Annotated in this window: 17 protein-coding genes; 10 read left to right on the forward strand and 7 right to left on the reverse strand. The window is 63.2% G+C overall.

Annotation, left to right across the window (positions count from 1 at the left end; genetic code table 11):
- Positions 1–10: 10 nt before the first annotated feature.
- The gene (locus M727_RS0101250; RefSeq protein WP_023799796.1) at positions 11–907 is read left to right on the forward strand and encodes a LysR family transcriptional regulator; all 897 of its coding nucleotides are present in this window, start codon (positions 11–13) and stop codon (positions 905–907) included.
- Between the two features lie 24 nt (positions 908–931).
- On the opposite strand, the gene M727_RS0101255 is transcribed toward M727_RS0101250, so the two are convergent.
- Both M727_RS0101255 and M727_RS0101260 read right to left on the reverse strand, forming a co-directional pair.
- The gene (locus tag M727_RS0101255; protein ID WP_027151126.1) at positions 932–1,450 is read right to left on the reverse strand and encodes an isoprenylcysteine carboxylmethyltransferase family protein; all 519 of its coding nucleotides are present in this window, start codon (positions 1,448–1,450) and stop codon (positions 932–934) included.
- A gap of 745 nt (positions 1,451–2,195) precedes the next feature.
- Positions 2,196–4,247: an elongation factor G gene (locus M727_RS0101260; protein ID WP_027151127.1), complete on the reverse strand. Its 2,052-nt coding sequence runs from the start codon at positions 4,245–4,247 to the stop codon at positions 2,196–2,198.
- 351 nt (positions 4,248–4,598) lie between these two features.
- Between M727_RS0101260 and M727_RS0101265 the strand changes: the two genes are divergently transcribed.
- Complete coding sequence (locus M727_RS0101265; RefSeq protein WP_027151128.1) at positions 4,599–5,006, forward strand: cupin domain-containing protein; 408 nt, start codon at positions 4,599–4,601, stop codon at positions 5,004–5,006.
- A gap of 53 nt (positions 5,007–5,059) precedes the next feature.
- Positions 5,060–6,583, forward strand: a complete 1,524-nt coding sequence (locus M727_RS0101270; protein WP_027151129.1) for an MFS transporter — start codon at positions 5,060–5,062, stop codon at positions 6,581–6,583.
- A 62-nt stretch (positions 6,584–6,645) separates the two neighbouring features.
- Here M727_RS0101270 and M727_RS0101275 read toward each other — a convergent pair whose 3' ends face one another.
- On the reverse strand, positions 6,646–7,848 hold the full coding sequence (locus M727_RS0101275) for a pyridoxal phosphate-dependent aminotransferase (protein WP_023799790.1): 1,203 nt from the start codon (positions 7,846–7,848) through the stop codon (positions 6,646–6,648).
- A gap of 205 nt (positions 7,849–8,053) precedes the next feature.
- Here M727_RS0101275 and M727_RS0101280 point away from each other — a divergent pair, with 205 nt between their 5' ends.
- The 3 genes from M727_RS0101280 to M727_RS0101295 all read left to right on the forward strand — a co-directional run bounded on the left by M727_RS0101280 (position 8,054) and on the right by M727_RS0101295 (position 10,545).
- Positions 8,054–8,968 (forward strand): EAL domain-containing protein, encoded by a 915-nt coding sequence (locus M727_RS0101280; RefSeq protein ID WP_027151130.1) that lies wholly within the window; start codon positions 8,054–8,056, stop codon positions 8,966–8,968.
- Positions 8,965–9,819, forward strand: coding sequence for an EAL domain-containing protein (locus tag M727_RS0101285; protein ID WP_027151131.1), 855 nt, complete (start codon positions 8,965–8,967; stop codon positions 9,817–9,819). The genes M727_RS0101280 and M727_RS0101285 overlap by 4 nt, the downstream gene beginning before the upstream one ends.
- Positions 9,820–9,933: 114 nt before the next feature.
- Positions 9,934–10,545 carry a glutathione S-transferase family protein gene (locus M727_RS0101295; RefSeq protein ID WP_027151132.1) on the forward strand — a complete coding sequence of 204 codons (612 nt, stop codon included), beginning with the start codon at positions 9,934–9,936 and terminating at the stop codon, positions 10,543–10,545.
- Positions 10,546–10,559: 14 nt separating this feature from the next.
- Here M727_RS0101295 and M727_RS0101300 read toward each other — a convergent pair whose 3' ends face one another.
- The 3 genes from M727_RS0101300 to M727_RS0101310 form a co-directional block, all read right to left on the reverse strand.
- Positions 10,560–10,814: a hypothetical protein gene (locus tag M727_RS0101300; protein WP_027151133.1), complete on the reverse strand. Its 255-nt coding sequence runs from the start codon at positions 10,812–10,814 to the stop codon at positions 10,560–10,562.
- Entirely contained in the window at positions 10,811–11,011 is a 201-nt protein-coding gene (locus tag M727_RS0101305; protein WP_023799785.1) for a hypothetical protein, read from the reverse strand. Before M727_RS0101305 ends, M727_RS0101300 begins: the two co-directional genes overlap by 4 nt.
- 260 nt (positions 11,012–11,271) lie before the next feature.
- Positions 11,272–11,484, reverse strand: a complete 213-nt coding sequence (locus M727_RS0101310) for a cold-shock protein (protein WP_023678332.1) — start codon at positions 11,482–11,484, stop codon at positions 11,272–11,274.
- Positions 11,485–11,814: 330 nt separating this feature from the next.
- Between M727_RS0101310 and M727_RS0101315 the strand changes: the two genes are divergently transcribed.
- Complete coding sequence (locus M727_RS0101315) at positions 11,815–12,141, forward strand: hypothetical protein (protein ID WP_027151134.1); 327 nt, start codon at positions 11,815–11,817, stop codon at positions 12,139–12,141.
- An 11-nt stretch (positions 12,142–12,152) separates the two neighbouring features.
- On the opposite strand, the gene M727_RS0101320 is transcribed toward M727_RS0101315, so the two are convergent.
- Complete coding sequence (locus tag M727_RS0101320; RefSeq protein ID WP_027151135.1) at positions 12,153–12,722, reverse strand: methylated-DNA--[protein]-cysteine S-methyltransferase; 570 nt, start codon at positions 12,720–12,722, stop codon at positions 12,153–12,155.
- Positions 12,723–12,901: 179 nt separating this feature from the next.
- On the opposite strand from M727_RS0101320, the gene M727_RS0101325 reads away from it, so the two are divergent.
- The 3 genes from M727_RS0101325 (at position 12,902) to M727_RS0101335 (ending at position 14,848) form a co-directional block, all read left to right on the forward strand.
- Positions 12,902–13,765 carry a lytic transglycosylase domain-containing protein gene (locus M727_RS0101325; protein WP_027151136.1) on the forward strand — a complete coding sequence of 288 codons (864 nt, stop codon included), beginning with the start codon at positions 12,902–12,904 and terminating at the stop codon, positions 13,763–13,765.
- 5 nt (positions 13,766–13,770) lie between these two features.
- Positions 13,771–14,259, forward strand: coding sequence for a GNAT family N-acetyltransferase (locus M727_RS0101330; RefSeq protein WP_027151137.1), 489 nt, complete (start codon positions 13,771–13,773; stop codon positions 14,257–14,259).
- Between the two features lie 157 nt (positions 14,260–14,416).
- A complete protein-coding gene (locus tag M727_RS0101335; RefSeq protein ID WP_027151138.1) occupies positions 14,417–14,848 on the forward strand; it encodes a lysozyme inhibitor LprI family protein in 432 nt (143 codons plus the stop codon).
- Positions 14,849–14,977: the final 129 nt, after the last annotated feature.

Here is a 14,977-nt window from a genome sequence, read left to right on the forward strand (position 1 = left end):
TGGGGGCATCATGGCGTTGGACTGGGACAAGCTACGCGTGTTTCACGCTGCGGCGGAAGCTGGGTCGTTCACCCATGCCGCCGAGACACTGCATCTGTCGCAATCGGCGATCTCGCGGCAGGTCAGCGCGCTCGAACATGATGTCGGCGTGCCGCTGTTCAATCGCCATGCCCGCGGCCTGGTGCTGACCGAGCAGGGTGAGATGCTGTTCCGCACGGCGCATGACGTGCTGATGAAGCTGGAGACGATCAAGTCGCGGCTGACCGAGGCCAAGGATCGGCCTTCCGGCGTGCTCAGGGTGACGACCACGGTGGGGCTCGGTGCCGGCTGGCTGACCGAGCGCGTGCAGGAATTCATCGAGCTCTATCCCGAGATCAGCCTGCAGTTGATCCTGGCGAACGAGGAACTCGACCTCACCATGCGCCGGGCGGACTGCGCGATCCGGCTGCGCCAGCCGCAGCAGCCCGATCTCATCCAGCGCCGCCTGTTCACGGTGCATTTCCATCTCTACGCCGCCCCTTCCTACGTCAACAAGTATGGCAAGCCGGCGTCGATCGCCGAGTTGAAAAGCCATCGCATCGTCACCTTCGGCGTGCCGGTGCCGGCGCATCTGTCGGAATTGAACTGGCTGGAAACGGTCGGCGATTTCGAAGGCGGGCAACGGGTGCCGACGCTGCAGATCAACGACATATTGTCGATAAAACGCGCGGTACAGGGTGGCGCCGGCATCGCCATGCTGCCCGACTATGTGGTCAGCAAGGACTCAGGGCTGGTGCAGTTGTTGCCGGAGACCGAAGTGCCGTCCTTCGACACCTATTTCGCCTATCCCGATGCGATGAAGAACCAGGCGAAGCTGCACGTCTTCCGCGATTTCATCATCGCCAAGGCCCGAAGCTGGTCGTTCTAAACCTTCTGCAAATCGAGTGCGCTATCATCGCGGACGATCATCCCTTATTGGCCGCCATGGCGTCAGGCGGGGGAGCCAGCCTGGAACGGCATGGCGGTAGGCCTCGTACTCGGCGCCATAGCGGCGGGCAAGCGTCGGTTCCTCATGGAACTTCACGAACGAGACCATGGCGACGGCGGCGATAGCGGCATAGGCGACGAGAGCCGCGCTCGAAAACAGCAGCGCCTGGCCAAGGATGATCGCCAGCACTGCCACATACATGGGGTTGCGGACATGGCGGTAGATGCCGCCGACAACCAGTCGCTCGGTTGGCGCGGCCGGAGCGGGCGTGCCGAGGCCCTCGAGAGCAAAACGGGCGAAGGCATGAAGCAGCAAGGCCGTTGCGACGCCAATCAGGACCCAGCCGACCGGGACCAAGCCGGGCAGGGTCGACCATGGCAGACGATAGCGATCGGTCAACAGCCAGGGCAGCAATCCCGCGACCACACCGGGCGCTGCGATGAAGAACAGCGCGCTGCCGGCGATCGCCTGACGGGTCTTCATCGGGGCTTCCTTCGGCGCGATTTTCGGGCCGATGCATGGCTGCCGCAAAAATAAACGCGCGCTGCCTGATTCGCCATCATTCGTTGTTTTCTGCGTTCTGGACCGAAAATCGGCGCTGTTTCGCCATTTCGCAATGATTCTTGACTGGCTGCGCACCGCATTTCGCGATTCTTCTGGTCCTACGAGGCCAAGCAACGGGTTAGACCACAGCCTGTGTCATTTTGCATGCGAGTGTTGCAAAATAGATGCTTGTTTCTTGGGCATGATGAGCACATATATGGATCATCTCCTGGGCGCGTTCTCCTCCCATTAGCGCCCTCGAGTGTTCCCCTCTGGAGGTTAGCCTTAACAGGCACTTCCAATCAAACTCAGCCGGATCTTCGTTGATCCGGCTTTTTTGTATCCCGAACCCCTGCCGGCGCTGACGCAAAGCCGACCGAAATTGTCATGTAACAGTGACATGTAACCTCAGGTAACATGTCGCGGGCGCGCAGCATCGACTAAGCAGATCATAGGACGCGGTGTGGTTCGTGCGGGAGATGGGGGCATCACTCGGACGATCCAGGCTCAGGCGGCTACCGCGTCCGAACTATTCTTCCGCTGAGGCTGTCAAGCGTTGGCGGCATGTGCGGCGGACCTGCCATTTCGCCTCCCACGAAGACGGTCCGCAAGAGAACGGCGTCCGGATCATGTCCGGACGCCGTTTCCTTGTGTTCTGCAGCCTGACTGTCGCCAAGTTCCAGTGTCAGGCGGCCTTGCCATTGGCGTTCAACGCCTCGTCGGCCAGGCGGCCGGTGAGTTCGGCCATATGGTCGAAGCTGGCACGATAGCTGGCCACGCCCGCGGTGGCCGAACGCAGCTCGATGATCAGATCGCCGATCTCGGCCTGCGGCATGGTCGCCTCGACGACATCCCATCCCGGCCAGCCGGGCCGCGCATCATAGCCGAGGATTTGGCCGCGCCGCTGCGGGATCAGGGCGATGATTCTCGATGTTGCGTCGGACGGCGTGACGATTTCCACCTTCATGATCGGTTCAAGCAGCACCGGCGAGCAGGCGGCCATGCCTTCCTTCATCGCCAGCTTTGCCGCCATCTGGAAGGCCATGTCCGACGAATCGACGGAATGATAGGAGCCGTCGGACAGGTTGACGGCGACGTCGACCACAGGAAAGCCGAGCGGGCCCGATTTCAGATAATCGCGTACGCCGGCCTCGACCGACTGGATATAGGTTTTCGGCACGGCGCCGCCGGTGATGGTGTCGGTGAACTGGAAACCGGAGCCGCGCGGCAGCGGCTTGATCTCAATCACCACGTCGCCGAACTGGCCATGGCCGCCCGACTGCTTCTTGTGACGGCCACGCTGCTGCGCCGCTTTGCGGATCGTCTCGCGGTAAGGCACAGCCGGCGGATGGCCTTCGACCGGAATCTGGTTCTTGCCCTCCAGCCGCTCGCGCACGACACGCAGATGCATTTCGCCATGGCCCGACAGCACGGTTTCAGCCGAATCCTGATTGTGGCGCACGCTGAGCGAGGGATCTTCCTCGGCAAGGCGCTGGACGGCGGCCGACATCTTGACCTCGTCCTTGCGTTCCTTCGGTCGCAACGCAAAGGCAAAGACCGGTTGCGGCGGCGTCAGCGTGACCAAGGGCTTGATGCCGCCCTTGACCGAGCTCAAGGTCTGACCGGTCGTGACCTCGTCCATCTTGCCGAGCGCGACCGTGTCGCCGGCCGGGGCCGAGGTGAGCTTGGTCTGGTCCTTGCCGAGCATTCTGTAGATGCCGGAGACCTTTGCCGTCGCGCCGTTCGAAAGGAAGAGCTCGGAGGCGTCGGCAAGCTGGCCGGACAGGATGCGCGAGATCGACAGCTTGCCGCCATGCGCGGTGTGGATGGTCTTCATCACCTGGACCACGGTCGCATTGCCGTCAGGTGCGTCGAGGCGCTTGTGTGTTGCTTCAACATCGGGCGCGTCGTGGCGGATCGTTTTTAGCAGCCGCAGCACACCATTGCCCTTCTCGGCGGTGCCGATCAGCACCGGCGTCACGGCACCATCGCGCAAGTCGGCGGCCAGGTCGTCGAAGATGGCGTCCTTGGGCGGCTCGATTTCGTCGAGCAGCTGCTCCATCAGTTGATCATCATGGTCGGCGAGCGTCTCCAGCATGGAAAAGCGCGCTTCGAGCTCGCGCGCCTTGTCGTCGCTGGGGATCTGGGCGACTTCGCTTTCGGCATATTCGCGATAGATGTAGGCGCGCTCCAGCGCCAGATCGATCGAGCCGATCACCACGCCGTCCTTGCGCAGCGGGATCTGGCGCAGCAGCAAAGGCACCGAGCTCGCCGGCTGCAACATCTTCAGCGTGTCGCGCACGCCTGATATCGCCTTGTCGACCTTATTGAGGAACATGATGCGCGGCACGCCGAGATCGTCGAGCTTGCGCATGATCAGCTGCAGGGCAGGGATCTTCTTCTCATCGGCTTCGGCGACGACCACGGCGAGGTCGCAGGCGGCCAGAACCGGCTCTGCCTCGAAGGAGAATTCGATGGAGCCGGGACAATCGACGAAGGTGAGTTGCTCGCCCACGAAGTCGGTGGTGGCAAACGTCGCCTCAACGCTCATGGCGTGGGCGCGTGCCTCGGGCGAATGATCGGAGACTGTGTTTCCCGAGGAGACCGGATTCTGGCGGGGGATGGCGCCCGTGCGGGCCAATATGGCTTCGAGAAGTGTCGTCTTACCGCTTGCAAAGGGACCGACGATGGCAATGCATTTCGGTCCCGTGCGTCGTCCTCCGGCGCGAGTTCCCATGACTGACCTCCACTCAGGCGTTTCCCTGGGAGCGGCGGCCGGCCTGTCGACCGTCGCGGGCGGGGCTTTTTCAGTTTGCCGCCTACCCAAAGGCATCGTCCCACGGGTTAGGCGGGAGGGCAAGTGATTTGAGATCGGAGGATCGCCTGATGTCGCGGATGTTGAGCCATGAATCGGCGAGCCGTCGGATGCGGGCCTGGGCTTTCCGTCAATGCCGTGACAGGGTCCGTCGCCGAACAGCCGCAAAAGCGGTTGCGCCATGATGGTTATCGGATGAAAGTGCCGCTTCCTGCGACAAAAAGGAACGGTCGTCGCCGACCGATCCGCCATCAGCTTGAGGACTTTGCGTCGATGAAGATCATTGCTTGCGGCAGCGTGCCGACCGTCATTGCGCCGGAAAAGTACTTCACCGGCCGCGTGTGGCAGACGCCGATCATCGAGAAGGAAGCGCCGGCGCGGTTACGCGCCGTCATGGTCGGTTTCGAGCCCGGCGCGCGTACCCACTGGCATACGCATCCGCTGGGCCAGACGCTCTATGTCGTGTCAGGCGCCGGCCTGGCGCAAAGCTGGGGCGAGCCGATACAGGCAATCAGGGCCGGCGACGTCATCTCGTTTGCGCCTGACGAAAAGCATTGGCACGGCGCCGGTCCAAAATCGGCGATGGCCCATATCGCCATGCAGGAGGCGCTCGACGGCGTCCATGCCGACTGGCTGGAGACGGTGACCGACGAGCAGTATGGCGGCGTTGATCGGACCTAAAAGCCGTCGCGTCTGATCATTGTAGGTGATTTCCACGCTCAGGTTTGGGTTTCATGTCGAACCGTCGCTTGCCTCTTGTTGCCGCCGTCTATCTCGGCACATTCGTCGCACTGCTCGACATCAGCATCGTCAACGTCGCCCTGCCGACGATCCAGATTGCGCTCGGCATCGATTTCGCCGGGCTGCAATGGGTGATCGACGCCTACACGCTTTGCCTGTCGGCCTTCATGCTGTCGGCAGGCCTGATCGGCGACCGCTACGGGCGCAAGCGCTCCTGGCTGGCAGGCATCGGCATCTTCGTGGCTGGCTCTGCCATATGTGCAATCGCGCCCAACCTGTCGGTGCTGCTGGTGGGCCGGGTGGTGCAAGGGATAGCCGGATCGCTGATCATTCCGGGTGCGCTGTCGATTCTGACGCAGGCGTTTCCCGACGGTCGCGAGCGTGCCGGCGTTATCGGAGGCTGGGCGTCGTTCGCAGCTGTCTCGCTGCTCACCGGCCCGGTCGTCGGCGGCATCCTGGTCGAAACCGCCGGATGGCAGAGCATTTTCCTGATCAACCTGCCGCTCGGCCTGGCCACGATCGCGCTCGGTGCGGCTTCGATCGTAGAGACTTCACACCCCGAGCATGCCCATCTCGACCTTGTCGGCCTGGCACTCAGCATTCTGTGGCTGGGCGCGCTGACCTTCGGCCTGATCTCGGCGGGCGAAAACGGTTGGGGCGATCGGCGGACGGTCACCGCCGTTGTTGTTGGCCTGGCCGGCCTGGCAGCCTTCCTTGTCTTCGAGGCGCGTACGCCGCGGCCGATGCTGCCGCTTGGCCTGTTCCGCGACATTCGCTTTGCCGTCGCCAATGTCGCCTCGTTCGCGCTCGGCCTCACCTCCTACACCAGCGTCTTCCTCTATTCGATGTTCCTGCAGCAGGCACAGGGCTGGTCGCCGACACAGACCGGCCTGCGCATGGCACCGCTGTTCCTTGTCCAAATGGTCGTGTCGCCGGCGATCGGCAGGCTCAGTCAGCGCTACGGACACTCGGCGCTGATGACATCGGGTTATCTTGCGAGCGGTCTTTCCATGCTGGGCATGTGCTGGGTTGGACCCTCGACACCCTATGTGACGATCGGCCTGCTGTTTGCCGTCGGCGGCCTCGGCAATGCGCTGTCCATCCCGACCGGCAGCGCTGCCGCGATGTCGTTTGCGCCGCGCGAGCGTTCGGGCATGGTGTCGGCGGTGATCAACGCAACCCGCCAGAGCGGCACCGCCATCGGCATCGCCCTGCTCGGCGCCTTGATGAGCATGCGGGCAACAGCCCTGCTGACAGCGCATCTTGAAAATGCCGGTGTCGCCAATGCCGGAGCGGTGGCCCGCGCCGCGGTTTCAAGGCACGATTTCGCAGCCGATGCGGCGATGGGCAAGGACGGCCTGCGCGACCTGTTCGCAGCCGCCTATGCCGGGGGCTTCCATGCGGCGATGCTGACGGCCGCCATCGTTTCGTTCGTCACGGCCGGGCTTCTGGCCGCCATTCTGGCGCCGGCCGAGGCTCGTTCGGCGCGCGAAACCAATCACAGTCGCCAGGGATGAGGCTGGCGCCGACCGCCAAAACCCGATTGCGAGCCGGGTTTTGGTGTTCGAGATGCGCTTGATCAGGTCAGCGAGGCGGTGAAGCGCTGGATGCGGGCGCAGGCCTCTTCGAGCAACGCCTCCGACGTGGCATAGGAGATGCGGAAGTTCGGGCCGAGGCCGAATGCCGAACCGAACACGACCGCCACGCCCTCGGCCTCGAGCAGTTCCGAGCAGAAGGCTTCGTCGCTGTCGATCAGCTTGCCGGCTTTGGTCTTCTTGCCGATCAACTGGGAACAGGACGGATAGACGTAGAAAGCCCCTTCGGGAGACGGACATGTGATGCCGCGCGCCTGATTGAGCATCGACACGACGAGATCGCGCCGAGCCTGGAAAATCGCCTTGTTTTTCGCAATGAAATCCTGCGGACCGTTCAGCGCCTCGACCGATGCCCACTGGGCAATGGTGCAGGCGCCGGAGGTCTGCTGGCCCTGGATCATGTCCATCGCCTTGATCAGCGCCACCGGCCCGGCCGCATAGCCGATGCGCCAGCCAGTCATCGCATAGGCCTTCGACACGCCGTTCATGGTCAGGGTGCGCTCATAAAGCTTCGGCTCGACCTCGGCGATGGTCGTGAAGACGAAATCGCCGTAGATCAGGTGCTCGTACATGTCGTCGGTCAGCACCCAGACATTGGGGTGTTCGAGCAGCACGTCGGCCAGAGCGCGCAACTCAGCCTCGCTGTAGGCGGCGCCCGACGGGTTCGACGGTGAGTTCATCAACAACCATTTGGTGCGCGGCGTGATCGCCTTTTGCAACGCCGCCGCCGTCAGCTTGAAGCCGTTGTCGATGGAGGTGTCGGCAAATGCCGGGGTGCCGCCGCAGATCGCTACCATCTCGGGATAGCTGACCCAGTACGGCCTCGGAATGATGACCTCGTCGCCGGGGTTCAGCGTCGCCATGAAGGCATTGAACAGGATCTGCTTGCCGCCGGTGCCGACGATGGTCTGCTCCGGCCGGTAATCGAGATTGTTCTCTCGCTTGAATTTTTGGGCGATTGCCTCGCGCAGCGGCACGATGCCGGACACCGGAGGATATTTCGTTTCGCCGCGGCGGATGGCCTCGATCGCAGCGTTCTTGATATTGTCCGGCGTGTCGAAGTCCGGTTCGCCGGCACCCAGCCCGATCACGTCACGGCCGGCGTTTTTCAGCTCGCGCGCTTTCTGCGTCACTGCGATGGTCGCGGAAGGCTTTACGCGGGAAAGGGCGTCGGCAAGAAAGGCCATGACGGCGTTGTCTCCTTGTAGGGCCAGGCGGTGCGTCCGACCGCGGCGTCTCTCATGTCGCATCATCCCGCCAAGCGCAAGCATTGTCGGATGAGCCAGACCTCAATCCCCGGCAAATCCGGCAACAATAAATTCACTTACACGCGGTAAAACTCCGGTCGGCTGGATCACGACCCATTCCACCAGTCTCGCAACGGGAGGAACCGTGTCGCGCAGCATCGGGCTTGCCCATATCGTCCGCCACGATGACGGCACCGCCAGCGGTGTCTGGGGCAATTATACGCTGCAAAGCGCGTTCCAGCCGATTTTTGCCTTCAGCAACGGCAAATTGTCCATCACCGGATTCGAGGGCCTGATCCGGCCGTTCCGCGACGCCGAGCCGCAGACGCCGGTGAGTTTTTTCAACGCCTGTCCGACGGTCGACCGCCTGCATATCGAGGCGCTGACAAGGACGCTGCACCTTTTGAACGCCGGCGCGTGCCTGCCGCAGGAGGCATTCATTTTCATCAACTTCGATCCGTCGGTGTTCACCGATCGCAGCATCGCCGACAGCGCGCTGCGCGACATGCGGCTGGTGCTGCATGAGGCCGGGATCGATGCGAACCGCGTCGTCTGCGAGGTGACCGAGCAAAAGTCGGCGTCGCAGGAAACGCTCTACAATTTCGTCGAGGCGCTCAGGGCCAACGGGTTTCGCATCGCGGTCGACGACTACGGCGCCGAAGAGTCCGACATCAACCGGATCAAGGAGCTCAGGCCTGACATCGTCAAATTCGATGCCCACTGGATCATGCAACTGATGGAGTCCGGCGCCGGCTTCGCGCTGCTGACCGCCATGGTGGCAAGTTTCGAACAGCAAGGCATCCGCACCGTGTTCGAGGGCATCGAGGAGGGCTGGCAGCTTGAACTGGCCGAGAAATCGGGAGCCTCGATGGTGCAGGGATTTGCGCTGGCGCGCCCGGAGCTTGCACCGACCAGCTTTCACGTCTTCGGCAACGAAAGCCAAGTCTTCGGCAAGGAAAGGCAGATGCCGGTGACGGCGCCTGACGCCGGCGCGGCGCCTGCGACCGTCTCGCCTTCGCCGCGGCCGAAACGGGCTTTCGGGCGCAAGGTGGTGCCATGACCAGGCGGCCCGACAGGCGGCGCAATGTCGGCGAGGCAATCTTTGCCGACGAAGTCGGGATCGAATATGGCGTCTATGGCGCGTTCCGGCTGAGGAGCGCCTACCAGCCGATCTTTGCGCCGCGCGGCAGGTTTTTGAAGGCCGTCGCCGTCGAAGGCCTGATCGAGCCGCACCGCGCCGGCAGGCCGGTCGCGCCGCGCGTATTCTTCGAGGGCATCCCCGTGGCGGATCGCCTGTTCGTCGAGACGATGTGCCGGGTACTGCATCTCAGGAATTTCCGCAACATCGGCGTCGGCGGGCTCGACCTGTTCTTCAACTACAATCCGCTGATCAACGATGACCCCGGGCGAGCGCTGGCAGAAATCAGGCTGATGACCAGGCGTCTCGCCGAATTCGACCTGCACCCCGGCATGCTGGTCTGCGAGATCACCGAGCAGGCGGCTGAAGACAAGGTGCTCGTCAGCCTGGCGCGCGAGATGCGGCGTGACGGCATCCGCATCGCCATCGACGATTTCGGCACCGGGCATTCGACGGAAGAACGGGTCGCTCTTGTCCAGCCCGACATCGTCAAGATCGACGGCACCTGGTTCGCGGAATTCTGCCGCCATGCCGCCGCCGAACGGTTTTTCCGGCCGCTGGTCTCCGCGCTGCATGACCGCGGCGCCAAAGTGCTGGTCGAAGGCATCGAGCAAGCCACGCATCTGCGCGTCGCGCTGGACGGCGGCGTTGACCTGATGCAAGGATTTTACCTTGCCCGGCCGGCGCTGGCCGGCACGGTCTTCGACGAGAAGCCGCTGCCCATCGACAGGCTGCTTGGCATGGCCAACAACGTCGTGCCGTTGTTTGGGTGATCTATCACCGGCGCTGATGGTTGCGCCAAAACAAATCACTGGATGAAGCCGTCGCTGCCAGGATAATTGCCGGTAAAGGCGGCTCCGCCGAGGGGAGCGGCGATGGGAGCAAGAATGACCATACTCTATGGAATGATCGACAGCGGCAATTGCTACAAGCCGCGCCTGTTGATGGCCAAGCTCGGCATCGCTTTCACCAATGTCGAGGTCAGCTCGCACACCGGCGACACGCGCAAGCCAGACTATGTCGCCAAGAACCCGAACGCCATGGTGCCGCTGCTCGAGCTCGACGACGGCCGGCGGCTTGCCGAATCCAACGCCATTCTGCTCTATCTCGCCGAAGGCACGCGGTTGCTGCCGGCCGACAAATACGAGCGGGCATTGGCCTACCAATGGCTGTTCTTCGAGCAATACAGCCACGAACCCTATATCGCGGTGCGCAAGGCGCTGCTGACCTTTCCCGAACGGGCCAAGGACGCGACACCGGAACGGCTGGCGCTGACGCTGGAGCGCGGCAACAAGGCGCTCGGCGTGATGAACAAGCATCTGGCGGGCAGTGCGTTCTTTGCCGGCGAGGCCTTGAGCGTCGCCGACATCGCGCTCTACGCCTATACGCATACGGCCGAGATGGGCGGTTTTCAGCTCGACGCCTACCCGGCGGTGGTGGCCTGGCTGAAACGGGTCGAGACTGATCCTGGGCATGTGCCGATGGAGTGGCTGGGGTAGTTCTGTCCTTACGGCTACTTCAGGAGGCGGTCATATTCGGAGTGGGTGCCGATCCAAAACCAGACAACGTCATCGTGGTCACGGACAGCTACGGCGCGGTAGTTGAGAACAACCCGCGCCGACCAATAGCGTCCGACCTGTTTGAAATGCAGCGACGGGTGAAACGGATCAGAACGCAGCTTGGCGAAACGTTTGTCCGCCTTTGCTCTGATCGACAAGGGCAGTTTTGCATAAGCCTCCCAGAATAAGGGAGTGGCGACATGATTCACAAAGACCGGGTCCGGCCGGCGCGATGGTCGGCCAAGGCCTGCTCGGCAAGTTTATCCAGCCTGCCAGCCTTGGCGTCGGCTTCGATCTGCCGATCCCACATCTCCGCTTTCAGTGCCTCGAACCAGGCGGCAAATGCCTTCAGTTCCTCAGGGCTCAGTTCGGCGACGGATTTCTCAATCTGTTCAAGCTTGCTCATCGGCTAAAAATACCATGATTGGCACAATAAGGCCAAGGTAGCTGTTTCATCCGGAAATCCGGACAGCAAAAAGGCGGGACAAAATCCCGCCTTCCCATGCTTGGTAGCCTGATCGGGAGCGCTTTGGCCGGGCCGGCAGCAATCTGCTGCTTCGGCTTGTCGGGTTCTTTCCGCTCCGGCGCGCTTCTCGCGCGACCGTCAGTACATCCGTGACTTGCCGCGCGCCCCGAGCTATCGCCCGGCGCGCGCCATTCGCAAAATCAGGCTGCCTTGCTCAGAGATCCAGCGGACGACTTGCCAGTGCGGCGGTCCTGCTCGATCTCGAAGTTGATCTTCTGGCCTTCGACCAGGGTCGACAGCCCAGCGCGCTCGACTGCGGAGATGTGGACGAAAACGTCCGCGCCGCCGCTGTCAGGCTGGATGAAGCCGAAACCCTTGGTGGAATTAAACCACTTGACCGTACCTGTTGCCATTTCGATAGTCCTTATACGTTTGCTTTAGCTTGACTGAACCGAAGTCCAGCCGGTTTGTATCGAGATTTTGGAGATAGACGTCAGCAAACGCGAATATCGCGAGGCCCGGATCGATCGGCCGAAATATCAATAGACCTCATATAGTCCGCTTCTCCGCAAAAAACAAGACTGCACGAAAAAAGGCGCTGATGCGGCGCTGCCCAATGGCCGCCCCAATCGCGTGAAAGCGTTGAACGTCGGGCGTTGCGCCGGGTCGCATGGCCTATCGCGCACGCTGCGGGGAAGGATCGTGCCGCCTCCGAGCGTCCGGTTCTGTTTGGGGAGAGGACCATGAAAACTGTCCTGTTTGCCGCCTGCCTGACGCTGGTCGCCGCCGAGGCGCAGGCGATCTCGCGCTATGACCCGAGCCGCATGACCTGCGGCACGGTGCGCGCGACGATCGCACGGGAAGGCGCCGTCATCCTGCGTTATCAGTCGACGCGCACGCCGGGGCTGCCGCTCTACGACCGTTATGTGCGGAGCCAGAGTTTCTGCAACAGGGGCGAGGTCAGGGCACGCGCTTCGGTGCCGAGCGCCGATACCAACTCCTGCATCGTCTACAAGTGCAAGCGCGTGGAAACAGACCGGCATTTCCGCCGGCGCATCTTTCCGGACTAGCAATGCCGGCCTCAAAATCCAAAAGAGACCTGCGCCGGGGGCGGCGGACCGACGCGCACGCCTTCGATCGCCAGCATCTTCTCCTTGGTGGTCGAGCCGCCCGGCGCTGAAAAACCGCCGATCTTGCCGCCGGCGGCAAGAATGCGGTGGCAAGGGATGACCAGCGGCACCGGGTTGGCACCGAGTGCGGCGCCCGTCTCTCGCGCCAGCCCGGCATGGCCGGCGCGCTTGGCCAGTTCGCCATAGGTAGTGGTCTCGCCCAAGGCGAGCTTGCGCGCCGCGTCGTAGATGGCGAGGCGGAAATCGTCGACACCGGTGAGATCGACCGGCACACCGGAGAAATCCACGTCCTCGCCGGCGGCATAGGCCTTTATCGACGCGATCAGCTCGGCAACCCAATGCGGTCGGGCGCTCGAAGCGGCGTTGCCGGCATGGCGCAGCAGCCGCCGTTCCACGGCGTCGCGGCTGCGCTGGGGCAGGCAAAGCCTCGTCAGCCCGGCCTCGCTCCAGGCGATGCCCATGAAGCCGATCACGGTTTCGAAGACGGCGTGGCCGGCGATGGCTTGAGAGGTGTCTTCCATGATGTGCCCCTTTCCCTGGGAACGAATGGCAATCCAGTACATATCGAGAACGATATATCGCATTCCAAGGGGTCTGCTGCCACCCGAAAACCATTCGAAATCCCAACTGGCTGCGGATTGCCGGGGGAAAGCCGCTGGTGTAAGGACTTCTTAACAGACGAACCGGACCCGAGCGCGGCTTGCCAGCAAAAATCATCTTTCGCGCGATCGGCGTGATGCTCGCTGCGGCCGGTCTCAGCGGCTGCACTTCGACCTCGCAGACCAAGGCCGTGCCTTCCCTGACTGAAACCGCCGCAGCTGGTAGCGATGCCGGCTATGCGCTGGCGCTGCCCGACACGGTTTCGGTGCTGCCGGAATCGTCCGGCGTCACGCCCGTCCAGACCGCGGCGCTGGCCGCCGATCCCGCCGCGACGCCTGTCCAGCCAGCGGCCTTTGCCGGCCCGACCCCGTTGGCCGCAACTGCGCCTGCAGCCATGACGGCCGATGCCGCGCCAGCCGGCACAGCGCCTGTCTATGCTACCGCCGCCGTTGCGATGCCGGTCACCGGCGAGACAGGCAAGACGATGCCCGGCGTTCAGCGGGTCGCCTACGTTCTGCCTGAGAATCCGTCCGCCCCGCTTTCGACCAGCCCTGCCAAAGAGTATTCCGCGGGACCGCGCGGCGAGATCGAGCGACTGATCGAGAAATATGCCGTCCTCTATCAGGTTCCGGTCGATCTGGTGCGCCGCGTCGTCAAGCGCGAGAGCACCTTCAATCCCAAGGCCTACAATCGCGGCCACTGGGGGCTGATGCAGATCAAGCATGCGACGGCGCGCGGCATGGGCTATGACGGGCCGGCGAGCGGGTTATTCGACGCCGAGACCAATCTGAAATATGCGGTGAAATATCTGCGTGGCGCCTGGCTGGTGGCCGGCGGCAACGCCAAGCGCGCCGATCGGCTCTACCAGAGCGGCTATTATTACGACGCCAAGCGCAAGGGCATGCTGGAACAAACCGGCCTGGGCCGCGACCGCAGTCGGCGTCGCCTGCAGCCCGACGCCTGAACGCCATGCCTGAGCCGCGCCCGCCGGCGCCGAACGACATAAGGCTGCGCAAGATCCTCGACGACACGCTCGCCACGCCGCGCTGGCCGGAAGGTTTTGTCATGCGCGGTTTTGAGGCCGCCGACGCGCTCGCTTTGCATACGCTGCTCACCACCGTCTTCGACGATGGCGCCGACGGGCCGTTCGACGAATGGTGGCCGCGCATTTCAAGCGACGCGGAATTCGACCCTGCCTTGTGTTTCCTGGTTATCGACAGCAAGGGTCGGCTGGCGGGGGCGGCACTGTGCTGGACGAGAGCGTTCGTGAAAGACCTTGCCGTCCACCCCGAGGCGCGCGGCCGAGGCATCGCCGAAGCGCTGATGTGGCACGTCTTCACCGCCTTTCACGCACGCGGCGCTGCGCATGTCGATCTCAAAACCAACACGGTTGAGAATGCAGCCGCCGTCAGGCTCTACGAGCGGCTGGGGATGTTCGAAGTTGACTGGGCGGGGTGAGGAGCGGTTGGCGGAGCCGATCAGCGAGCATGGTGCGGAAACGAAGTGTCCACCAAGGCGGCAGGCTGCATCTTGCCGGCAACCGTTCGGGCGTTAAGCTGCGATCCTGCGGCTTTCGTGCCGCGGGCGGGGTCTCGACCGAAACCGGAGAAACACGATGCGGCTTTTACTTTTCAAAACCGGTCTGGCCAAAACCGGTCTGGTGATCCTCGCCCTTCCGCTTCTTGCGGGCGTCGCGCGCGCCGACGATTGCGCCGACGCACAGGACCAGGCGGCCATGAACGAATGCGCCGGCAAGTCGTTCACCGAAGCCGACAAGAAGCTCAACCACGCCTACAGGCAGATCGAAGGCCGGCTGAAGGACGACGCGGCGACGAAGAAGCTGCTGGTCGGCGCGCAGCGCGCCTGGGTCGCCTTTCGCGATGCCGAATGCGCTTTCCAGGGCGGCTCGCCCGATATGGCAGGCAGCATGTATCCGATGGTTATCGTCGGCTGCAAGGAGAGCCTCACCAACGACCGGCTGAAGGATTTTCAGGGCTATCTCAACTGCCAGGAGGGCGACACGAGCTGCCCGGTGCCGCCGCAGTAGCCTCTGTCGCTGGCGAAGGCGGAGCCGTTAAGGCCTTATCGCCGGGCCAGGCGTGCAAAATGTCGGAACCCTGCCTCGCCATGCGTCCTTGAGAGGCAAGGTGCGCTGCCGTTTATAGCGCGCGCCGCC

The sequence above is a fragment of the Mesorhizobium sp. WSM2561 genome, from assembly GCF_000513915.1.
Taxonomy (GTDB): domain Bacteria; phylum Pseudomonadota; class Alphaproteobacteria; order Rhizobiales; family Rhizobiaceae; genus Mesorhizobium; species Mesorhizobium muleiense.